Here is a 21,848-nt window from a genome sequence, read left to right on the forward strand (position 1 = left end):
TTTCCATTCCGCTCATGTGCCCATATGGAAGCCGTACCTTTGAGGCGGTACAGCTAACCTGCCGTAATCGGAACATTCGCCCTCCGCAGCAAAAGAACGGCATATGCCGCTTGCTCAGCAGCTGTGCCGTCCCTTTACAATATGCCCATATCCTTGGCCTTCTGCGCGGCCTCTTTGCTGCTTTTGCCCCCAAGCTTACGCAAAATATTACCGACATGCACCTTTACGGTGCGGATCGAGACTACAAACTTATCCGCGATTTGCGTCTGCGTGTGCCCTTTCTCGATCAAATCCAGCACCTGAATTTCCGTCGGTGTCAGCAGATCCCTCAGCTCCTTGACCCGCACCTCGTGCTCCAGCTTCTTCAAGCGTTTAAATTCCTCGCGCATTTGAGCGGCTGCCGTCGGATGAATCGGACTGCGGTTCGCATAAGCATTCCGGATCGCATCCGGAATCTCCGTGAAATTGGACTTCACCATGTAGTCCACGGCGCCGGCTTTAAACGCTTCAAAAATAAGCTCCTTCTCCTCCATTGAAGTCAGCATGATGACTCGCGCTCCCGTACACTGTACGATTTCGGCTGCGGCCCAAATCCCTTCCGGGCTGTCCGACAGCATAATATCCATCAGTACCACATCCGCCTCTACCTGCTCGAGCAGCTGTACCGCCTCCGCTCCGGATGAAGCCTGACCTGCAATCTGAATATCCGTCTGCTTGTTCAAATAGCTGACCAAGCCTCTCAGCCAATCTTGATCGTCTTCGACAATAACGACACGGATACGGCTCATACGGCGCCGGCTCCTTTCTTTTTGGAAAAGTTGATAAATACCGATGTCCCCGCACCGGGCTTGCTGTGAACGGTCATGGTGCCTTTATGCTTTTGAATGACATGATAGCTGTACGATAAGCCCAGACCGAAATTCAGCTTCTTCCCGGATTTGGTCGTATAGAACGGGTCAAAAATGCGTTTGAGCTGCTTTTTCTCCATTCCCGAACCGGTATCCTTAATCTCAATCACGATATTGCGTTTCGATTCCGACAGCCGGACCGAAAGCCTGCCTCCAAGCGGCATCGCCTCAACGGCATTCATCAGCACATTGGACAATACCTCCGTCAATTGAACGCGGTCGCCCCAAATGACGCCCGGGTACCGGAGCTCTTTCACCAGCTCGACCCCGCGCAGGGAAGGCTCCAGCATCGTCAGGCACTCGTCAAGCAGCTCCGCCGGACTCAGCCTCTCCAGCTGCAGTCCGACCTCCTGCGTCTGTCCCTGAATGCGGTAGATCATATCATATATATGCTGGGAAGCATTCAGGATGACATTGACATCTTCGATCAGCTGCTCCGGTTCGGCCGTCCCCGCCTCCGATTTGATTTTATCGCCAAACAGGCGGATTTTCCCGACATCGTTCTTGATCGCATGGTTCAGAATGCTCGTTCCTGAGGTAATGGCCCGCAAGGTGTAATCCAGCTTCTGATTGCGGATCGAAATCTGCAGTCCCATGAAGCCGTACCGCATGCTGGAGACGATGATGACCGCCATCGTAAAGCTGATCACCCAGGCGTTATAGCGCCACCATTCGTAGAGCCCGAAGTAACCCGGCAGCACGTACAGCGTAAACAGAGCGAACAGCAGCGTAGGTGCGGCCGCCAAAGAGGTGAGCATTCTTGTTTTGCGCAAAAAAGAATTTTTCTCAATCGCCGTCGCATGAATCAATAACCCGATGCCGCCGCAAATGTAAGGAATGGACCAAAGGGACACGTACCGGTAAGGAATCGGGTCTCCTCCCGCGGGAGGGAAGGCGAAGGACAGCAGAATCGGCACAAGCAGCGCCCACGGATACCAGGCCCGCAAGCGGCCGTTCCCGAGCAGTGTCGGATGGTACACCGAAGCGAACATCACAAACGTGTAGGGCAGGCCGTAATAGCAGATGAGTGAGCTGACCGTTTCGGCTTTCCCCAAAAAGAACGCCATCGGCTCGGACAGCCAGCCTTTGGCCCGAATATAAGGAATCCAGTCATCGGCAAGCACAGCGGACAATCCGCCGGACCCGCCGGTAAAAGCAATGCTCGCAATCCACCGGGTGGTCGATCGTCCGGGGTCCGTTACCAGCAGCAGCAGACCGATGGTTCGATAAGCCAATGAGAACAAACAGCATAGTGATCCGACACCATCCGTTCCTATAATTACTGTGAGAGGCCGTAATCCTTCTTCAGCTGCTCCAGCTCCTGAAGGCAGCGCTGCGCCCATTCACTATACTCGGACTGCTCCATTGCCCGAATTTCTTCCTGCAGCGAGTGGGCGAGCGACGCTTTATAGTCCGGAACCTCCCCTTCATACGGCTGAATCGTATACAGCGGCATTAAGGCAATCTCGCGGTAAGCCAGCGCCCTGCGCTGATGAAAGAACGGCACGTTCGGGTTCATCGGATTATGTAAATCGCCTTGGGATGGATGCTTGACGACCGCCAGGATCTGGACGGCAGCCTTCGCAGAGGAGCTTTGCTCCACCACCTCGCCAATATATTCGCCTGTTTTGTACTGTGCGGTAACCAGGCTTCCTGCCGCATATGTTTCACTCATTGTCTTTCCTCCGTTCGAATTTCGCTGGATTGGTTGTCTTCAAACCACCGGAGCAGCTCGGCAACCCCCTGCATCCGGTATTTTTTGCTTTGCAATTGATGCCCTGCCATGCTTACGAGACATGGAACGCTGGCAATTTTCCAGCCTTGCGCCAGCTGCGGGCAGAAGTTCGCATTGCTTTTGACAATCGGCAGCTCGGGATGGATGGCCAGGACGACTTGGAGCATGCGCTCCGTCACCTTGCAGGTTCCGCATAGCGGCGTATAAAAATACACAAATTTATGGCCGCTCTCCCGTTCCTTCCAGCCGAGCAGCTGTTCCTCCGTCCATTCCTCCATCGTGCGAGCCCCCTTTTTACTTTTGCAGCCGCTCCAGGTTCTCCAAGCTTAGAATCAAATGATCGATCAAGCTGGGGATGTCGTCGATTTGCCGCTCATCAAGCTTGCGGGCAAACTGCACGAGCAGTCTGCTTTGCTGACGCGCCGGCTGCTCGCCGTAGCTCCTAAAGATCGTTTGGCTGATGCTGGGGGCTTCCCCCAGATGCTACGCAGCGCTTGTTCCGCAGCCGCACAGTCCCGCTCCTCCTCCTCGATCCCGAATTCAAAAGCCAGCTCCAGCCCGCAGCCCGGCTGCTTGCCGGCTTCGGACAGCAGCTCGGCAGCCAGATCGGCAAGCGTCGCCTGCAGCGTGAAGCTTCCTTTCACGGTACCGCTTGGGCGCAATACGGCCTCCATCCCGAAGCTGCGGGACATTGTGGACAGCTCGATACGGTCGGTGCGGTTCACAATGTGAAGCGTGCCGCTCATATCCATATCGTACATCGCGCCTTCAAATACTACTTTCAGGTTATCGAAAATCGTAGGGTCAAACATGCCTGGCTCCTTTGATCTTAAGTGATCCATAAATAAGTAAAACGCATTTTTCCGCTTGCTTCCATAGGGACAAATCAGTACAATGAAATCATCTAATGCAAGGAAGGTGTACCCTATGTCAGACGTGACTCCGTCGAACGAATCCGGACAAGAGCCCAAGAAAGTCAGCTTGGCTGACGCAATCAAGAATAAGCTGGCCCAGAAGAAGCAGGCGCAGGCCGATGCAAAACCAGGCAGCCAGCAGCGTGGAGGCAACAGCGCAGTTATGCGCAGCCAAAACAATAAGAAGCCGAACAATCAACGGCGCCGCACCGGCGGCAGCTAGGCCAGGACTTTATAAAGAAGGATGAGCATGCTATCCAAGCTCATCCTTCTTTTTCGTTTTTATAGATCTGTTAAGCGTACAGCTGCTCGCGCTGCTTTTTGATTTCTTCGCTTTCCAGGTACTCGTCGTATGTCATCATTTTATCGATCAAGCCGTTCGGCGTAATTTCAAAAATGCGGTTCGCTACCGTTTGCACGAACTGATGGTCATGGGAGACGAACATCATCGTTCCGTCAAAATCAACCATTCCGTTGTTCAGCGCTGTAATGGACTCCAGATCCAAGTGGTTTGTCGGCTCATCAAGGATCAGCACGTTCGCCCCGCTCATCATCATTTTGGACAGCATGCAGCGTACCTTCTCGCCCCCGGACAGCACGCTTGCTTTCTTCAGCGCTTCCTCGCCGGAGAACAGCATCCGTCCTAGAAATCCGCGCAGATACGATTCGTCCTGATCCTTGGAATATTGGCGGAGCCAGTCGACCAGGTTCATGTCGGAGTTGAAATATTCGGAGTTGTCCTTAGGGAAATAGGCTTGAGTCGTCGTAACGCCCCATGCGTACTCGCCGGAATCCGCCTCCAGCTCGCCCATAAGAATCTGGAACAGCGTCGTTTTGGCGTGGCCGTTCGGACCGACCAGCGCGATTTTATCGCCTTTATTCAACGTGAAGCTGATATTGTTCAGCACAACCTCGCCGTCGATCGTTTTGTTCAGGCGGTCCACCGTCAAAATCTGCTTACCCGCTTCGCGTTCCGGCTGGAACTTGATGAACGGATATTTCCGCGTTGAAGGCTTGATATCTTCCAAGGTCAGCTTCTCCAGCTGCTTTTTCCGCGAAGTCGCCTGCTTGGATTTGGAAGCATTCGCGCTAAAACGCTGAATAAACGCTTCCAGCTCCTTACGCTTCTCTTCAACTTTTTTATTGGACTCGCGCGTCAGCTTCAAAGCCAGCTGGCTGGACTCGTACCAGAAATCGTAGTTGCCCACGTACAGCTGCAGCTTGCCGAAATCGATATCCGCAATATGCGTACAAACCTGGTTCAGGAAGTGACGGTCATGGGATACGACGATAACGGTGCCTTCATACCGGGACAGGAAATTTTCCAGCCAGTTGATCGATTCGATATCCAAATGGTTCGTCGGCTCATCGAGGAGCAAAATGTTCGGGTTGCCGAACAACGCTTGGGCCAGCAGGACGCGTACCTTCTCGTTACCGCTCAGATCCTTCATTTTCAGCTCATGCATATCTTTCGGAATGCCGAGTCCGATCAGCAGCTCCGCCGCGTCCGACTCCGCCTGCCATCCGTCCAGATCCTGGAACTCACCCTCAAGCTCGGCTGCGCGCATGCCGTCTTCCTCGGAAAAGTCCGGCTTGGCGTAGATCGCATTCTTTTCTTCCATAATCTCGAACAGACGCGCATGCCCCATCATGACCGTTCTGAGCACTTCCACTTCGTCGTATTCAAAATGGTTCTGCTTCAGCACAGCCATCCGTTCGCCCGGCGTAATGCTGACTTCGCCTTTGTTCGGCTCCATTTCGCCGGATAAAATTTTCAAAAACGTGGATTTGCCCGCGCCGTTGGCCCCAATCAGACCGTAGCAGTTACCGGGAGTGAACTTCACATTCACATCTTCGAATAACGCTCTTTTCCCATATCGTAAAGTGACACCAGTTACTGTAATCATCTATCGAACCTACTCTCATAAAATATTGCGATTTCCGCCGCTAAAGCTTCCAATCACATATTATAACATAAAACGAGTCCTGTTTCCCAATGGTTTTCAACAAATGAAAGATAAGTCGGTATGATTGCTGCGGAGGCCGGCAAAAGAGCGGCCGGGTGCTCGCATCGCTTCGTTTATTTATTGCCGGCGATCTCTTCTACCAGCTCGGACAGCTCGGTTCAGAACGCTCCATCGCCTGCTCCAGCTGTTCGCTCAGCCGCTGCTCTTCGCCGAACAGCTCCTGCACCTTCCCGTAATCGCTGCCCGCGCGTTCAATCTGTTTCTTCACTTCGGTCAAGCGTTCTTCCAGGCCGGCGATTTTCCCTTCGATTTCGTCCCATTCCTTCTGCTCCTTGAAGCTGAGCTTGCGGGCGCGTGACGATTCCCGCCGTTCTGCCGTTCCTTTGTCCTGCCCGGACGAGCCTGGGCCCGACGACGGCTGCTGCTTCCGGTTAGTCCTGGGTTTGCTGCTCATCAAGACGCGCCGCTTCCATATACTCCGTGTAATTGCCCATAAACCGTTCGATGCGCCCGTCTCCCTCAAAAGCAAACAAGTGGTCCGCCGTCCGGTCCAAAAAGTACCGGTCATGAGATACGGTGATGACGGCCCCTGGAAATTCCTCCAGATACTCTTCCAGTATCGTCAGCGTCTGGATGTCCAAATCGTTCGTCGGCTCATCCAGCAGCAGCACATTCGGCTCGCCCATCAGCGTGCGGAGCAGATATAATCTGCGGCGTTCTCCGCCGGACAATCTGCCGATTTGCGTCCACTGCAGCGCAGGCGAGAACAAGAAACGTTCCAGCATCTGAGCCGCGGTAATCGCTTCACCGTTCGCCGTGCGAATGACCTCGGCCGCTTCTTTGATGTATTCGATGACCCGCTGCTTCTCGTCCATTTCAACCGATTCCTGCGTATAATACGCCAGCTTGACGGTCGTACCAGTCTCAATCGTGCCCGCATCGGGCTGAAGTCTGCCCGCCAGCAGATTGAGCAGCGTCGATTTGCCGCTGCCGTTCGGCCCGATAATGCCGATCCGGTCATCCGGCAGCACGATATAGCTGAAATCGTCGATCAGGCGCCGTTCTTCGAACGATTTGGAGACGTCGATCAGCTCGATGACCTTCTTGCCGAGCCGGCTGGCTCCAAGCGCCATGTCCAGCTGGGCCCCGGGGCCGTCGACCTTCCGGTCGCGCAGCTCGACGACGCGGTCGATCCGCGCCTTCTGCTTCGTGGTGCGCGCCTTCGCTCCGCGGCGCAGCCAGGCGAGCTCGCGGCGCAGCAAATTTTGCCGCTTATCCTCTTCCGCCGCCTCGCGCTCGAGCCGCTCCGCTTTTTTCTCCAGAAATGTCGCGTAGTTGCCCTCATAGCTGTACAGCTTGCCGCGGTCCAGCTCTAATATGCGGTTCGTGACGCGGTCCAGGAAGTAACGGTCATGCGTGACCAGCAGCAGCGCCCCTTTCCACTTGGCCAAAAATTGCTCGAGCCATTCGACCGTAGCATGGTCGATATGGTTCGTCGGCTCATCCAGGATCAGCAGGTCCGCAGGCTGGATCAGCACGCGGGCCATCGCGACCCGCTTGCGCTGTCCGCCTGACAGCACGCCGACCTTTTGCGAAAAATCGGTAATGCCGAGCTTCGTCAGCACCGTCTTCGCCGTCGTGTTAGCCTCCCAGGCGTTCAGCGAATCCATTCGCTGCTGTACGGCAAATAACCGCGACTGGCGCTTCTCGTCCTCCGGCGCGAGCTGCAGCTCGCTGAGCGCTACCTCATAATCCCGAAGTGCAGCCATTAACGGCGTATCCCCGTAAAATACCTGCTCCAGCACTGTCGAATCAGTATCGAATGCCGGGTTTTGCGGCAAATATTCCACCCGGAAATGATTGGAATGGATCAGCTTGCCCGAGTCGACCGACTCCAGTCCGGCCATTGCTTTCAGCAAGGACGATTTGCCGGTGCCGTTCACACCGACCAGTCCGATTCTCTGCTTCTCGTTAATCTGGAAGGAAATGTCGTCAAACAGCACCTTCTCTCCATAGCTTTTATTCAGATGCTCCACGGTTAATATGTTCAATGGTTACAACCCCTTTAGTTCTTTGGTAAGCGGCTCAAATATCGCATGGCTCGGCAACGTATGCCGCGAGCAGCGCTATCGTGTTCCAGATGGCCTCGCTATGCGTGCGCTCCATGCTGTGAGAAGCGTGAACGCCGGGACCGATCAGCGCCGCACGAATGTTGCTTCCTCCACGCAGTGCCGCCGAGGCGTCGGAGCCGTATTGCGGGTAAATATCAATGGCATACGACAGCCCGTCACGTTCTGCCAAACGGATCAGCTGGGAGGTCATTGCATAATCGTACGGTCCCGACGAGTCCTTCGCACAGATGGAAACGTCATATTCCGTGCAGGACAAATCGTCGCCCATGGCCCCCATATCCACAGCAATCAGCTCATCGATATCTGGAGGCAGATAAGCTGCGCCGTGACCTACCTCCTCATACGTGCTGATGAACAGCTTCAGCGTGCAGGACGGAACGAGCTTTTCCCTGCCTAACAGCTCGATTAATCCATATAATGCAGCCACACCGGCCTTATCGTCAAGATGCCTGGACTTAATAAATCCGTTCTCTTTAAACTGAGCCCGAGGATCGAAGGAAACGAAATCACCGACCCGAATCCCGAGCGCCGACACGTCGTCCGCCGACTTTACCTTCTCATCAAGACGGATTTCCATAACGGCTTCTTCCCGTTTCAGCTCGCGGGCATCCGGATACACATGCACCGAGGGCTTGGAGGTCAGAATTGTGCCGTCATAGCTTCGGCCATCCCGCGTATGGATTTGGCAGTATTCATTTTCCACCGAGCCCATCATATATCCGCCAACCGAAGTAAACCGCAGCGTTCCGTTCGGCTTCAGCGAACGTACCATGGCCCCCAACGTATCAACATGAGCGGACAAGCCGATCACACGCGAGTCGTCTTTACCGGGGATGGTGATGATGCCGCCGCCTTTGTGGGTGAATGTCATCGGAAAGCCCAGCTTCTCCGCCTGCTCGCCGGCAAGCTTCATAATGTTCTGAGTAAAACCGCTGGGACTTGGGGTAAGGAGCAGCCTTTCCAGTAATTCCAGCACGTAAGTACTGTTAATCCGATTCTTCATCTTTATCACTCCGATCCGGCCATTTGCTATCGGCCTTATTTTCATGTAAGCTTAACAACTGAACAAAATCTAGGAGGTTTTACCTATGTCAGAAACATTGCCCCCAAAAACCTGTACCATCGAACGTCTCGTTACGAAAGAAGATGACGTGGAAAAAGTGCTCAGCGGTCTCAAAACGTCGACCCGCCGTAACGGACGTTATGCCGATATCGGCGAAATCATGGAGCTTCAAGGCCGCAAATTCGAAGTACATAAAGTGTACCAGCAGTCGCTGGGCGAGCTGACGGAAGAAGACGTGCAGTCCGAAGGATTCAATTCTCTGGAAGACTACAAAAACTATATTCTTTCCATGCATGCAGGCATGCCTTGGCTTCCGCATATGAAAGTATGGGTACACGAATTCCGCGCCGTTTAACACCAAAAAACAGTGTAGTCTTCAATGAAATGAATGCTACACTGTTTTATTCACCTTTTCAAGTTTGGAGGCAGTAGCTTTGTATCCTTGGCTTGTCTTTATTCACGCGGTAAGCGCAGTCGTTTCTATCGGTTCTTTCATTGTCCTCATCCCCATGCTATCGAAGCTGCGAACCCCAGACCGTCAGCTGTTATCCTCTTACCTCGATACGTTTCATTTCGTTGTTCGTTTATCCAAGCATTCCGGTCATGTCCTTGTTTTTTCCGGGCTGCTGCTGCTCTGGCTTGGCGGCTGGCCTTGGAGTACACCTTGGATCGCAGCGACATTCGCCGTGCTGTTCGCTTCTTTATTCTTTATGGCGCGTGCCTTTTCTCCGACCATCCGGCGTCTCCGGCAGGAAGAGCATGACCGCGAGCCTTTAGTCCGCAAGCTTTCCAGGGCTTTGTACTTATATATGATCATTCTGTTTGTTATGCTGTGGCTCATGATAATGAAACCGGCCTTATGGTGAGAAGCTCTCTCCAAAAGGCCGGTTTTTCGTACCGTACTCAATTTAACTGATTACTTAACGGTTCTACAAATTCATCATCATCTCCCCTCGTCACAACGCACTCCTCATGAACATGGCAGCAAGCTTGCTGCACACTTCAATTGATGCCCTGCACGCCGCTCGGAGGAAAATGCATTCGTCGTTTTCAATCCCTTACTTACGGCCCTATTTTAAATGTAAATTCGGTTGCCGCCAGTTTTACTATATCTCCTTCCTGAAGAGAATACGTTTGGTAAGGGACCGAATAGCTCCCCATTTAAGTAGGTCCCGTTTCGGGAGCCGAGATCTTTGACAAGAAAGCTCCCGGCATCACGGACTATCTCCGTATGCAGCCTGGAAATCCCTATCTCCTTATGTTCAAAATCGGCCGCTTCCCCGCTTCTCCCAATAACCAGCGCTTCCTTGGTCATTTCTACCTTACGTACTCCTTCCTGTGACATATACTCAAGATAAGGAGCGGAAGGCTGATGCCGGTCAGACGTATTCAATAGTACGGTTGCCTCTCTTTGCCCAAGCAGTACCGTGCGATGATCCAATTGCTCGTAATAGTTGTTTTTTTCATCGTATTTATCGGAGGATACGGTCGGGGACATGGGGTTCATCGACTCCAACCGGGATTGCAGCCGGTCATGAACGGGCTCCTGCTGTTTCGTTTGCTCCGCTGCGTCAGTGTGTGGTTCGCCGAATGCGCCTGCACGCTGCTTGGGCAGATAGGCGGAAATATCCATGGCCGGAACCGACGGGCCGCCTGTACCCGGAGCCTTTGACCAAGGCTTCCAAATAAACCATAGGACATAAAGCAGATCCCCCAGCAGAAGCGTTAAACCCGCACATATCATAAGCCAGGCTTCCGATGGATGGTTCAGATACAACCTCCAAACAAGGCACATTGAGGCAGCCCCTGCAACAATCGATGGAAGCTTGATTTTGCTTAGCGCTCCTGTAGCAGAGCCTTCCACTCGCTCAACGCTGTCTTCACCTGCTTTATCCGAATCTTGCAAAGAATAGGTATTAAAAAAGGGCGGCGGCTCAGGCTTCAGTTCTTCCTTAAATCCTTCGGCGATTCTCTCCGGCGATTCCACCTGCCGTGTTCCCGGTTTTCCTTTTCCTTTTCCTTTCAGGAACTGCGGGAGAGAAAGCTCGGAAGGCTCTGACGGCTCATTCGAAGCCATTGAGGAGAGCGAACTTCGAGGGGCGATTCCTTCGAACGGAAATGCCTGTCCCTGCACGTTATACGCCGGCTTGACAGGCGAGGCGATGGAACCGCCTCCTCCCAGCTGGGAAATATGCTTTCGCAGCAATGCCTTCAATGTAGGAAGGTTAAACGAATCTTCCATAAGGCAGCTGGTCAATTCCTGGTATCCGCTGCCCTGCAGCTCCGAAACTTTATGCACTAACCTGGAAAGCAGCTGCAGCAGGTCTGCAGCGACGATATTGTTCTCCATGTTCGTTTCTCTAGGCACGTAGGTTAAATACAAATCCGTCAAATGCTCTCCGCAATAAATGTACTCCTCCAGCAAAACATACCGGTTTTCCTGCAGCATATAATTTCCGCTGGCTGACAGGACGTCGGCGATACCGTACAGCAGCTCAAACATCTGCTGGATGGTCATGCTGCCTGCCCGCAGCAGGTAACTCAGCTTTCTTTTGCCGGTAATGTTATAAAAAAGCTTGAGGTTCCCGTCGAGTTCCTCCACCTGAAGCTCCAGCAAGCGGGGGATGGCGTTCGACAAAAGCATTTTGATCTGGAATTCCGACAGCTTCTCTCTCTCCAGAACGTCTGCATCGGAAAACACCATGAAGTGCCCGTTGCGGCTTACATAATTAATTTCAAACCCATACAGGGACGTCTGCATCCCTTTTCCTCCCTTTCTATATTGAAACGGCCGACAAATAGACGGTTACAGCCGCAGGCAGCACTGCCCACATCATCGGAAACCGTATATGGTGATTAGAGTCCGCGTAATGCAGCCAGTGCTTCGGACTTTTTAGGGTTAGAAGACACAAGATAACATGGTACATTCGCGTAAAGCTTGTCTTCCATTCCCTGCGCCATAATAAAATGATCACGGCTGCGACGGCGGCGTACCATAACGAATACACAAGGCTTTGCATAACGAAAGCACTGCCGTTGAGCGCACCCAGCGCGGCAAACAGCTTCACATCCCCCGCTCCGACCGCACGGAATAGATACAAAACAAACATCGGCAGCAGGCCGATTGCGGTTCCAAGAAAAGCATCGGCCAAGCCGTTCCATCCCGTCATAAAAGGATGCAGCAGCATTCCCAGCAGCCAGCCTCCTGCCGTAAGGCTGTTCGGAATCTTTTGCCTGCTCACATCCGTCCAAAAGGCCAGCAGCAGTACGATTCCTGTTATGGCAATAAAAATCATCCGTTTCCTCCAATCCAAGCCCGCTCCAGCGCTCTTTTCCGGACGGTCATCGTCTTATGAAAAAAAGGGATGACCAGCGGCACTTCATACTCGGCCTCGATTCCGATAAAGGCTTGATCTCTTTGATTCAAATCAGGAAGAATCACATCCGTTACCTTTAATCGCTCCGTTCGCAGGCTGGTTTTGTTCGCATAGAGCGCCACAATAGGAGTGACTGCTTTATTTAACAGCGGTTTGTAGACCGCTTTTACTGCTTGCTTGGCCTCCTCGGATTGCGCTTGTCCTAACGCTTCAACCTCTTCTCGATGCGTTTGCTCCCATTCCATCAGCTTAATGACCGGATCGGGAATCCACCTTTCATATTGATCCATAAACTCCTCCGTATTTACAGCCGTCTGTTTGACAGACTCAATATGGCCCAGCGCCTGCTCCAGCCATCCGGCGGCAGCGGTTTGCTCCCATTTCCCCTTTGCTTGCTGGTACAGCAGATCTACAGGATACATGTGTGCGGCGACAACCTTCGTCGTTTCCGAAACCGCGGATTGAAGCGCCATCTCCGCTATGGATACTTGGATAAAAGCGACAAGCATAAAAATAAACGATAAAAATAACGGCAGCACCATAGCCGCCTCTAATACGATCCCTCCCGCTTCATCTCTGCAGCACTTGGGTACCCAGCCCAATCGTCTTGCAGCCTGCCGGTTCAGTACGCCATCACCCCTGTTTTCGTTATTTGGCAGCGGCCTTCCGCCACCTGACAAGCTTGCAGCCCCGCTTTGCCAAGCCCTTTCATAAGGCCGGGTAAAAACCATAATTTCACCGAAGTCAAGACGGTCCCCGAAACGTAGGTACTGCTCTTTTGAAGATCCAAGCCTGTATTTAACTGGATCAAGGCCTGCATCCGCGACAACAAAATCTGATCTCTGCTGTGCAGCAGAAAAAAGATACGCAAATAATCTTTATAATTCAGTTCCAGCCAGCTGCCCAGCTTGCTCGACAGGGGAACCGCTTCTCCTTCCACAAGCTTCATCATATCCTGCTGCGCATGGACTGCCCCTTCCGCTACTGCAGCTAAAAATACAAGCAAGGGCGAGCCCAGATTCAACATCTCATTACTCGGCTCCAGAAGCGCTTCCGCGGTTCGAACGGCTAGCCTGAACGCGAACATTTCGGCGTAAGCCTTCGCATAATTGCCTGAACAGGAGCCGCTGCCGTACAGTAAATATTCAAGCTCCTGTTTGGCAAGCGCATGCGATTGCGGATCGGAAGGTTCATTTATTGTCTTTAACCGGCCGCTGCCGTCCTTTTCCAATCCCAGTGTCCTGTAGCTGAACTTGCTCAAAGCAAATTCGTCGACATAAAACTCATCTCTGACATCCACCAGCAGATCGGACAGCGACGCCACCAATTTCATCGCGCTCAAACCGGCCTTATCTGCGTTATCCAATGAAATCTCGGGAACGGGTTCAGCCAGGTCACTTGCCTTGATTGGCTTCCATATAAGCTTGAAAATACCCTTTGCTGCCCGCAGAAGGATCTCCCTGCAGCTTCACATACAGATCATGAAAAAGGTCCGCGGAGCTGAGTATGCTGCATTTCTCCAAAACGCCCGATACTTGATCCAGCACCGGCTGTATCTTATTCCTCTGCTCCTGCTTGGCTTTGGCAACGCCGGATTGATGCTGGGCTCTGGCAGTTTCCTTTGCTCCTTGCGATGCCGTCAGCTCGCCAGCTTGTTTCCCAAAGGCTTGTACCGCTTTAACTGCGTTACTGTAGCTTTGGGAATCAAAAAAGATAACCCGGTCAAGCTGGGCCTGAAGCCCTGTAAATAAGGCAACGGTTGAAGCCGCCTTACTGCCATAATCGTCAAGCTCTTGTCTGCTGAACAGCGGGATGGACTGTAACACGCGGTCCGCCGTATAATCCGCACCTGCCGTGCTCGATTGTAACTCCGCATTTAATTGATCATTCACTCGTTTCGCTTCATTCAATGCTTCGTCAAAACCGCCAAGCTGCTCTTTGAGAGCAGCCGCGTCGGAAGCGGACCGTAATTTTAAAAGCGCCAGCACTTCGGCGTATTGGATCAAATTGTCCAGCAGTTCATCCAAATCGTTCACCTGGGCTTCTACTGCCGCTGCCTGCTCCTCCAGCTGATCTTTCAAATCGTTGAGGCGATCTAGCGTCTTGGCAGCGCTGCTTCCCGCATCCGCTAAGGAACGAATGTCCTTCTTGACATCTTTAATATCCGCCTTCAAATCCTTCAGCTGCTTATTGGCATCCGCCAATGCCTGCTTTGTTTCGTCGATCGTATGAATGCCTATTTTACCGCTAAGCTCATTGAGTTTGTCCAGCTGGGTTTGGTAAAACGGCTGAATGGCTGTGGCTTTCTGCTGAATAGCCGTCCACTTTTTCCAGGCGGTGTCTAAATTAGCATTGCGCTCATCCAGGAGAGCTTCGATTTGGGCTGAACGCTCAGCGAAGCGTGAGCCTTGATTCATCGTTGCCGCCAGCCCCGTTGTTTTAAACTTATCAGCGATCTCCAGAGAATAGACAAGCGGTGCGCGATACTTCATTTCCTCAAGCAGCTGTTTTTTGAAAACGGTATGATTCGCCAGCGAATACATCGGTATCAGACTTGAGCCGCCTGCCTCCAGCCTTTGATCGATGTATTGGAAGCCCGGCTCCTTGATGGAGGCCGACAGGTTTCCTTCCGCCGTATCCAGAAAAATCTTCTTCGCTTCCTCGGAATCCGGTCCCAGCGCATACAGGCCGTAGGCATGCAGCGGCAGGGAAAATGCAGAAAGTGTGGAGCGTACGCTCGTTTTTACCGCATTTTCGGCTTCCTTCTCAGCAACTTTTATTCTGGCGAAATCGATCAGCAGCGCGCAAAACATAAAGATCGGCACCAAAACAAGTACAAAATAGAGCGAAACAGTTCCTTGCTGCTCCACAAGCCATCGCCGCAGCAACTTCAAGCTTTCTCACATCCCATCCGGCATTACTCATGAATAACGATGACGATTCCTTTGCGTTCCAGCTCCGATCGCAGTCCTTGCGACAATTTTACCTGCTCCTGCTTGGACAGCTTAAAAAAGTGCCATACAACCCCCTTCACCTGTGAGCCGCTCCGAAGCAGCTGTTCATCCTTGGGAAGCTGTACCGTCCGCAGCTGGCTCTCGTTGAACGTGTAAAACGCCTGATGGGCAACCATATTCGCATCCATTGCATCCACCACTCGCTTGGTCGTAGCATCGACTTGAATCGTTTCTTCTTTACCGTTGACCAAGGTTCTCAAATAATTAGCAGCGCTCGCATGGCTGTTGATAACGACACGCGGTTCCGGTACGCTTTGAGGCTCCACCATAGCAAGGAGGGCATCCTCCGGCTTTATTCTGCCTTGAATCTCCTGAACGAAGGTACGGGTGAAGTCGATTAGCCGGATCCATTCCACAGGATCGACGACCTGGGCATCCGCATAAGACACGACCTGCTGCCGTATATTTTGTCTGGCGTAAGCAGGGGAACGGAATGGTTTTTCCAGCTCCACCTCCACTTTTTTAAACAACCCGTTGTTGACGTAGCGCATCGTCCCGTTCCATTCGGCAGACAGCACGGCCCCCACATGCTGAAGCTTGCCTACCGGTCCTTGATCGGGCGATGAACCCGACGTAGGCAGCGTCACTTGTGCCTGCGCGTTAGGAATTAACCAGCGGAACAAATCGGACAGGCTGTCATTGTGAAGCCGCCAATACAATCCGTCGCTTTCACTGACATTAAAGGCCCCCGTTACCGGGTCCTTCCTGCTGTTATCCCATACGAATGCGGCCCGATCCGCTGCCAAACCGGCTGTTTGATAAGCCGAAGAGGTTTGAAAAAAGAACAGTCCTAAGAACAACAGCAATATGGTGCAGATAAGTATGATCGGAAGCACCAGACTGGCCTCGATAGTAAAACTGCCGTCCGTGCCTCGGATGACTTTATTGACTCTCCCCCGCTTCGGGACCGGTTCGTCATATCGGCTTATATTAAACTTTAAAGGCATAGTTTACGGTGCTTTCGGACTGAGATTAGTAGCATCGCTTTCAATTGTGCCGGACTGGTTTGTGATCTGAGTGTTGGCCGAGCTAAACAGACTCTCCATCCACTTTATGATCCATTTTCTAAATGCGATGGCTATAATTACGAGAACAGCCACGATTAATAAAATTTCCAGTGTGCCCAGCCCGTCCTCCTCTTTCCAAAAACGATTGACAGCCTTGTTTATTTCATGCATCCCCTTAAACCCCTTTCCTTCTGTTCGTGAGTTCGAAATCCAATCCAGCAGTGTCAGCTCCGCTTATTGACCCATCATCAGAACAGCGGGCGAAGCTACGACTACCATGACAACCAAAAAAATAAGGACCATCGGGAACACCATCTTCGAGGATGCTTCCTCCCCTAAGGTTCTGGCTAAAGACTTCCTTTTCTCCCATAGAACGGTCGATAATTCTTTCAAAGACATGACCAGCTCATCGCCCCCGCGCCTGTAATTTAACAGCAGCGTCGTTGTAAACAGCGATACCTCCTGCATGCCGCACCGTTTGCTGAAGTCCTCCATCGCTTTGGGAAACGATGCGTTCATTCTGATCTGGTACGCGGCTGCAGCTAACTCATGGAGCAGCGGACTCGCCTTTAATCCTTCACTGCCGCGCTCTACGCACCGCAGCAGCGCTTTTTGTACGGTTTCGCCGGCGTTCACCAGCAGAATGAGCTGGTTCATGACTTCAGGCAACTCCAGCAGCATCTGCCTTTTCTTCTTTTGCAGCTGCCCGGCCAATTCTTTATATAAGGCATACGGAATTAGCGCGGTTAGAAAAAGTGTGTACAGTAAGATCTCCCAATTATCTTCAGTGACTGCAGCCAGAAGCGTACCGCCGGCAAAACATAAGAGGCTGAACGAGATATTTTTGACGATAAAGCACCTTGTAAACGGCAGCGCATTTTTGCTGCCATACAGGCCAGCCATGCACTGGTGAACTCTGGCTAACGGCTCCGACAGCCGATCGGCCAGCCGGAGCTTCTCCATAATCCATAACGATACCGGTGCCATGAAAGCGGCGGGAAGCTGCTTTCGATGATCTTGGATAAAGCTTTTATAGGCTGATCTTACCGACCAGAGTATGCAGAAAAAACAAACCAGCTCCACTCCGAATAAACTGAACATTACCATAGCTCTACCTCACACCTTAATGTTCATAATCAGCCTGGTCAGCGCGTAGCAGCCAATCAGCAGCACCAGCGCCACAGTCATAATAAGAATACCTGCTCCTTGATAAATCGGCTCCATATAGTCCGGAGAGCTGATTGAAAGAATTGCAATGACAACCAGCGGCGCGAAGGTCAATACCTTGGACTCAAACCGTTTCTGCGCAAGCATGACCTGTATGTCCTGCAGGATATCCAGCTTCTCTTGAATAATGGCTGCAGTCCGGCGGATTACGTGAACCAGGTTGCCTCCGGTTCGTTTGCAGGTCATAAACACTTCCGTAAACTGCTGGATATCGTCGAGTCCCGAGCGCTCGCTCCAGTCTTTTAACGCAGATTCAATCGTTTCCCCGTTCTCGATACGGCGTTGAATCGTCTCCAATTCTCTGATAATAAAGGTCTGGGGATCGGGATAAAGCAGCTGAATATCGAATAAAGCCTCCTGGAACGCCGACTCCACCGATTTGCCCGCCCCAAGGGAAGAGGACAGAGACGACAATACCTGTTTGAACTGTAGACGAAGCTGCGACTTCTGTTTAAGAATCAGCTCCTTCCTGCGGATCACGGGGTAGTACAATCCGCCAAACGAAAGGAAGACAGCCGCCGCCGCATTCCGGTAAAACAAAAAACCGATCATGCCAAGTACACACATGGCAATAATGGAATATACCGCCGCTTCCTTGAAGCTCATCTGATACTGGTTATATTGGATCAAATACGATGAGGCATAAGGTGCCGATTGTGGCTGGGCTGCTCCGTCCGGATCATGGACTTCCTCCTCCCGCTTCCGCTGCACCCGCTGAACAACGCTCAGCGCAAGCCAACACAAGGCTCCGGCCAGTAATACACCAACTAGATAAACCAGCTTGCTTCCTCCTTCCCTTTACTTCTCCTAAAGTGTAATGCCTGCCATGGCGAGCTTGTCGGCATGATATAACCGGCTGCCGGTCGCCTTAAGCTCTCCCTTTATTCCGCCTCCCTTCTCCTCCCCGTGCTCAACAAAAACATACAGCGGATTTAGCCTAACCTCGCCTCCTTCAAGCCCGATGATTTCGCTTATTTCCGTTACCCTGCGTGACCGGTCTCTTAACCGTGTCAAATGGATCATGACATCGATCGCCGAGCATATTTGTTTACGAATCACCTCCACAGGCAAATTAGCGCCACTCAGCACCATCGTTTCCAGCCGGCTCAGCATGTCGCTTGTGGAATTAGCGTGGCCGGTCGATAAGCTCCCGTCATGTCCAGTGTTCATAGCGGCCAGCATATCTAAAGCTTCCGCTCCCCTGACTTCACCGACTATAATCCGATTGGGTCTCATCCGCAGCGAAGAGCGGATCAGCTCGCGGATCGTAATTTCGCCCCTTCCTTCCGTATTCGCGTTGCGAGTCTCCATCCTCACCAGGTTCGGAACGGTTCGGAGCTGAAGCTCTGCGGAGTCCTCAATCGTAATGACGCGTTCTTCCGCAGGAATATATTGCGACAGTGCATTTAAGAACGTCGTCTTCCCCGAACCTGTTCCGCCGCCGATAAACAGGTTGTACTTGGCCCGCACCAGCTTCTGGAGGAACAAGGCCGCCTCTCCGCTCAGTGCGCCTTTAGCGATCAAGTCTTCCAGCGTCATCGGATGCTCCGGAAATTTACGTATGGTCATGGCCGGCCCTTCCAAAGCAACTGGAGGCAGCACCACATTGACCCGGGAACCGTCCAGCAGTCTCGCGTCTACAATCGGGCTGGATTCATTCACCGCCCGGTTCACTTTAGCGACAATCGCCTGAATAACGTCCTCCAGCTTCTCCCGGCTCTCAAACTTTACTTCCGTCTGACTGACGCTTCCGTTCCGTTCGATAAAGATCTGATCATGACGATTGATCATAATTTCCGTGACGGAAGCATCGTCAACCAGCGGCTGGAGCACGTCCAGCCCGCGGAAGGAATGAAAGATTCTCATCACCAGCCGGTGCTGCTGTCCTGCCGTCAAATACGTGCCGAACGGAAATGAAAACACTTCTTGTTCGATCATGTCCTGCAGCTGTATATCCGTCAGCGAGACGGATAAATCGAGCTTCTCCTGAATCCGCTGCTTCAACAGCCGTACCGTCTCATCGAGCGCCATAAGCCTTCTCCTTCGCAATCTCATGATGAATCAAGGGAAGCGCCGCTATACTTTCGCTGAATACTCCCCGCGGCTGAAGCTTTTCAACCGACGGATAGGACTTCCATTCCGGCATGTAAGGCAAGTATCCGGCAATAGGCAGCGGCCACTCCGTGTCCGGGTTGGTTAAGCTGCCGCTAAACCTATTGACGACAAGTTTTATTTGGGCGGTGTCCACTCTATTTCCGTCGTCTTGGGTAGTCAGCAGCTTCAGCAGCATTCGGGTTTTCTCCAGCTGAACGCGGTCGTCCGCGGCAAGCCACAGCACCAAATCGCTTTGCTGCAGACACGACCGGATACGAGGATATAAGCAGGAATCCAAATCTGCTATGACGCAGTCATACACACCGGACTGTACGAGAGATTGGATCAGCGTCTCTGTATCCTGCATCGTCATATCCATCACTTCCGCCGGCTCAAAGCCGCCCGGAAAATAATCGAAGCCCATAGCCGTATGCTTTCGCTTGTACCTCTCGATCCTGGCGATCTGCAGCTTCGGATCTTTCTTGCCGAAATACAATATTCTGGCCAAATGATTCTCCTCCAAGGCTCCTGAAGGCTCCATCCAAGACACTGAGGGCAGCTGCTCCAGGTTCAAATAGAACACTTTGCGTCCCAGCAAACCGAGCTCTCTGGCCAAATGGACGGAAGTCAGCGTTTTCCCTGTCCCGCCTACCGCTGAGTAGACTGAAATTACCTCTGTGCTCCGGTTTCCCTTAATCATCCTGCTTGAGGAATATTCATTGTAGTGGGAAATCAGATGCGAGAGCAGCTGATTCAAGGGCTGGTACTTGCACAGCACCGGGTACTCCAAAATATCCAGCGATGCCCCGGCGTCGCTCAATAGAATCAAGCAGCCGAGCTGCTGCATGAAAGCTTTGTCCGGCAGCGGCATCCATGCCTCATGTACGAGCAGAATGCAGGGCTCCGCCAAGCTTTCGATAAAAGCTATGCCGTGTTCGCGGCTAGAGAACGCCGTTAAGGTAAAGGTTTGCCCGTATTCCGAGGTCCGTATATAGGCCGAAAACATATCGATGAAATACGAATCGTTATCGATAACTACGAGCTTCATTTTGGACATGTAGGTAACGCTCCCCCCTTGAGTCGTATTTTCGGGTCTGCTTCTGCGACGCAGCTACAGCTACATATAACCTTGCAGCTGCAGCCAGCCGCTGGCCGCCAATAACACGGAAAGAACCGCAGCAACGACGGCTGCCTTCATTTGATTGTTCATACGCTCCTCTCCTTCCAGCCGTAAACGCAAAAAAAGCACCAACTGCACAAGAACAAGTTCTTGAACAGCGGTGCTTCCGCTTTACATTACTGATTTATTACATATCATACCACAAAAAATGGAAAAATCAACTATCTGTTCGCGTGCTTCTTTTTCGGATCAGCTGAACGACCGCACTGGCGAGAAGGCATATGACGCCGATCTCAATCGCATGGTCCGCAAGATTTAAAATCCCTTTCCCGGAACGGGAGGTTAAAAAATCGGTGACCTGTCCGAACAAAATCCGGTCAATCCCGTTGCCCGCCGCGCCGCCGACAAGAAAGCCGAACCCGAGGTCAGCCCATACGCCTTTAATTTCTCCAGTTTTCCGGTAATATACTACCCCGATAATAAATAAAACGGCGGCAAGCGCAAATAAACGGCCGTAGCCTTGAAATAAACTGTGCGCCATACCGCTGTTTTCATAATGGGTAATCTCCATTCCCCACAGCGGGAACGTCTCTCCCACATCAACATACTTCCTGATAATCCATTTCGTGATTTGATCCGCTGCCGCCACCACGCCTGCAATCAAGTAAAAAAGCATATCCGCTCCTCTTTCCCATCCCATTCAACAAGCTGTCTCTCTGACCAAAAAGAGCACTGCACCCTAATGGTATAAGGTGAGTGCTCCAATACATGCATAAATTATTTGACGACCATAACGGGAATGTTGGACTGCTGTACAATATTATGGCTCACGCTGCCCAAAAATAATTCTCGGATCGCTCCAAGCCCCCTGCTTCCCATAATGATCAGATCTACTTGATTCTGCTTCGCATAATTGAGAACCTCATGGGCAGGATCCCCATTCTGAAGCACATATTTCACCTTCAGCGAATCGGGAATCAACGCCTTGGCTCCCTTCAGCGTCAGTTGAGCGCCTTCCAGATAGGCTTCCTTGGCGTTTACCGCATAAGCATCGCCTATAACGGTCGGATAATGAAATACATGAATGATTTCAAGCTCGGGCGCCTGCTGATCCCCTGTCTGTTCCTGAACCAGCCGAACTGCCTTTTCAAGCGCTTTCTTGGAAAGATTGGAACCGTCATACGCAACCAGGATTTTAGAAAATAGCATCTGTATCTCCCCCCATGTATGCGATGATTGATTACAACCTCATTATACCACGCCTCTGCACATTTTGTCAGGGGAATCTGA

The 21,848-nt window shown here is 52.0% G+C and carries 24 protein-coding genes and 1 pseudogene; 3 read left to right on the top strand and 22 right to left on the bottom strand.

The genetic code is table 11. The features are described from left to right. Positions 1 to 134: 134 nt before the first annotated feature. The 5 genes from ACHHV8_RS18985 to ACHHV8_RS19005 form a co-directional block, all read right to left on the bottom strand. The gene (locus ACHHV8_RS18985; RefSeq protein WP_395160578.1) at positions 135 to 788 is read right to left on the bottom strand and encodes a response regulator; all 654 of its coding nucleotides are present in this window, start codon (positions 786 to 788) and stop codon (positions 135 to 137) included. After that, positions 785 to 2,143, bottom strand: coding sequence for a sensor histidine kinase (locus tag ACHHV8_RS18990; protein WP_395160580.1), 1,359 nt, complete (start codon positions 2,141 to 2,143; stop codon positions 785 to 787). The genes ACHHV8_RS18985 and ACHHV8_RS18990 overlap by 4 nt, the downstream gene beginning before the upstream one ends. Positions 2,144 to 2,187: 44 nt before the next feature. Further along, complete coding sequence (gene kapB / locus ACHHV8_RS18995; protein WP_395160582.1) at positions 2,188 to 2,583, bottom strand: kinase-associated lipoprotein KapB; 396 nt, start codon at positions 2,581 to 2,583, stop codon at positions 2,188 to 2,190. Then, positions 2,580 to 2,921, bottom strand: coding sequence for a thioredoxin family protein (locus tag ACHHV8_RS19000; protein ID WP_395160584.1), 342 nt, complete (start codon positions 2,919 to 2,921; stop codon positions 2,580 to 2,582). The genes kapB and ACHHV8_RS19000 overlap by 4 nt, the downstream gene beginning before the upstream one ends. Before the next feature lie 66 nt (positions 2,922 to 2,987). After that, a complete protein-coding gene (locus ACHHV8_RS19005) occupies positions 2,988 to 3,455 on the bottom strand; it encodes a hypothetical protein (protein WP_395160586.1) in 468 nt (155 codons plus the stop codon). A gap of 115 nt (positions 3,456 to 3,570) precedes the next feature. On the opposite strand from ACHHV8_RS19005, the gene ACHHV8_RS19010 reads away from it, so the two are divergent. Beyond that, a complete protein-coding gene (locus ACHHV8_RS19010) occupies positions 3,571 to 3,780 on the top strand; it encodes a hypothetical protein (RefSeq protein ID WP_395160588.1) in 210 nt (69 codons plus the stop codon). A gap of 70 nt (positions 3,781 to 3,850) precedes the next feature. Here ACHHV8_RS19010 and ACHHV8_RS19015 read toward each other — a convergent pair whose 3' ends face one another. The 4 genes and pseudogenes from ACHHV8_RS19015 to ACHHV8_RS19030 form a co-directional block, all read right to left on the bottom strand. After that, the gene (locus ACHHV8_RS19015; protein ID WP_395160590.1) at positions 3,851 to 5,464 is read right to left on the bottom strand and encodes an ABC-F family ATP-binding cassette domain-containing protein; all 1,614 of its coding nucleotides are present in this window, start codon (positions 5,462 to 5,464) and stop codon (positions 3,851 to 3,853) included. Positions 5,465 to 5,637: 173 nt separating this feature from the next. Then, positions 5,638 to 5,879, bottom strand: a pseudogene (locus tag ACHHV8_RS19020) (ABC transporter C-terminal domain-containing protein); the annotation flags it as partial. A 76-nt stretch (positions 5,880 to 5,955) separates the two neighbouring features. Then, entirely contained in the window at positions 5,956 to 7,575 is a 1,620-nt protein-coding gene (locus ACHHV8_RS19025) for an ABC-F family ATP-binding cassette domain-containing protein (RefSeq protein WP_395160592.1), read from the bottom strand. 34 nt (positions 7,576 to 7,609) lie between these two features. Next, positions 7,610 to 8,659, bottom strand: a complete 1,050-nt coding sequence (locus ACHHV8_RS19030) for a M42 family metallopeptidase (RefSeq protein ID WP_395160594.1) — start codon at positions 8,657 to 8,659, stop codon at positions 7,610 to 7,612. A gap of 85 nt (positions 8,660 to 8,744) precedes the next feature. Here ACHHV8_RS19030 and ACHHV8_RS19035 point away from each other — a divergent pair, with 85 nt between their 5' ends. Both ACHHV8_RS19035 and ACHHV8_RS19040 read left to right on the top strand, forming a co-directional pair. Beyond that, positions 8,745 to 9,074: an ASCH domain-containing protein gene (locus ACHHV8_RS19035; RefSeq protein ID WP_395160596.1), complete on the top strand. Its 330-nt coding sequence runs from the start codon at positions 8,745 to 8,747 to the stop codon at positions 9,072 to 9,074. Between the two features lie 79 nt (positions 9,075 to 9,153). After that, on the top strand, positions 9,154 to 9,585 hold the full coding sequence (locus tag ACHHV8_RS19040) for a DUF2269 family protein (RefSeq protein ID WP_395160598.1): 432 nt from the start codon (positions 9,154 to 9,156) through the stop codon (positions 9,583 to 9,585). A 209-nt stretch (positions 9,586 to 9,794) separates the two neighbouring features. Here ACHHV8_RS19040 and ACHHV8_RS19045 read toward each other — a convergent pair whose 3' ends face one another. The 13 genes from ACHHV8_RS19045 to ACHHV8_RS19105 all read right to left on the bottom strand — a co-directional run bounded on the left by ACHHV8_RS19045 (position 9,795) and on the right by ACHHV8_RS19105 (position 21,767). After that, the gene (locus ACHHV8_RS19045; protein ID WP_395160600.1) at positions 9,795 to 11,480 is read right to left on the bottom strand and encodes a DUF6382 domain-containing protein; all 1,686 of its coding nucleotides are present in this window, start codon (positions 11,478 to 11,480) and stop codon (positions 9,795 to 9,797) included. A gap of 16 nt (positions 11,481 to 11,496) precedes the next feature. Then, the gene (locus ACHHV8_RS19050) at positions 11,497 to 12,015 is read right to left on the bottom strand and encodes an A24 family peptidase (RefSeq protein WP_395160602.1); all 519 of its coding nucleotides are present in this window, start codon (positions 12,013 to 12,015) and stop codon (positions 11,497 to 11,499) included. Then, positions 12,012 to 12,698 carry a TadE/TadG family type IV pilus assembly protein gene (locus ACHHV8_RS19055; protein ID WP_395160604.1) on the bottom strand — a complete coding sequence of 229 codons (687 nt, stop codon included), beginning with the start codon at positions 12,696 to 12,698 and terminating at the stop codon, positions 12,012 to 12,014. The genes ACHHV8_RS19050 and ACHHV8_RS19055 overlap by 4 nt, the downstream gene beginning before the upstream one ends. Positions 12,699 to 12,718: 20 nt before the next feature. Next, entirely contained in the window at positions 12,719 to 13,429 is a 711-nt protein-coding gene (locus ACHHV8_RS19060; protein ID WP_395160606.1) for a hypothetical protein, read from the bottom strand. 61 nt (positions 13,430 to 13,490) lie between these two features. After that, the gene (locus tag ACHHV8_RS19065; RefSeq protein WP_395160608.1) at positions 13,491 to 14,990 is read right to left on the bottom strand and encodes a hypothetical protein; all 1,500 of its coding nucleotides are present in this window, start codon (positions 14,988 to 14,990) and stop codon (positions 13,491 to 13,493) included. Between the two features lie 23 nt (positions 14,991 to 15,013). Then, the gene (locus ACHHV8_RS19070; RefSeq protein ID WP_395160610.1) at positions 15,014 to 16,057 is read right to left on the bottom strand and encodes a hypothetical protein; all 1,044 of its coding nucleotides are present in this window, start codon (positions 16,055 to 16,057) and stop codon (positions 15,014 to 15,016) included. 3 nt (positions 16,058 to 16,060) lie between these two features. After that, on the bottom strand, positions 16,061 to 16,288 hold the full coding sequence (locus tag ACHHV8_RS19075) for a Flp1 family type IVb pilin (RefSeq protein ID WP_395160612.1): 228 nt from the start codon (positions 16,286 to 16,288) through the stop codon (positions 16,061 to 16,063). Between the two features lie 63 nt (positions 16,289 to 16,351). Continuing rightward, positions 16,352 to 17,224: a type II secretion system F family protein gene (locus ACHHV8_RS19080; protein WP_395160614.1), complete on the bottom strand. Its 873-nt coding sequence runs from the start codon at positions 17,222 to 17,224 to the stop codon at positions 16,352 to 16,354. Between the two features lie 9 nt (positions 17,225 to 17,233). Then, entirely contained in the window at positions 17,234 to 18,088 is an 855-nt protein-coding gene (locus ACHHV8_RS19085; RefSeq protein ID WP_395160616.1) for a type II secretion system F family protein, read from the bottom strand. A gap of 63 nt (positions 18,089 to 18,151) precedes the next feature. Beyond that, the gene (locus ACHHV8_RS19090) at positions 18,152 to 19,375 is read right to left on the bottom strand and encodes a TadA family conjugal transfer-associated ATPase (RefSeq protein ID WP_395160618.1); all 1,224 of its coding nucleotides are present in this window, start codon (positions 19,373 to 19,375) and stop codon (positions 18,152 to 18,154) included. Then, positions 19,362 to 20,495, bottom strand: a complete 1,134-nt coding sequence (locus ACHHV8_RS19095) for a P-loop NTPase family protein (RefSeq protein ID WP_395160620.1) — start codon at positions 20,493 to 20,495, stop codon at positions 19,362 to 19,364. The genes ACHHV8_RS19090 and ACHHV8_RS19095 overlap by 14 nt, the downstream gene beginning before the upstream one ends. A 280-nt stretch (positions 20,496 to 20,775) precedes the next feature. Next, positions 20,776 to 21,234 (bottom strand): signal peptidase II, encoded by a 459-nt coding sequence (gene lspA, locus ACHHV8_RS19100; protein ID WP_395160622.1) that lies wholly within the window; start codon positions 21,232 to 21,234, stop codon positions 20,776 to 20,778. A 101-nt stretch (positions 21,235 to 21,335) separates the two neighbouring features. Further along, entirely contained in the window at positions 21,336 to 21,767 is a 432-nt protein-coding gene (locus ACHHV8_RS19105) for a universal stress protein (protein ID WP_395160624.1), read from the bottom strand. Positions 21,768 to 21,848: the final 81 nt, after the last annotated feature.

The sequence above is a fragment of the Paenibacillus sp. TAB_01 genome, assembly GCF_043945595.1.
Taxonomy (GTDB): Bacteria; Bacillota; Bacilli; order Paenibacillales; family NBRC-103111; genus Paenibacillus_S.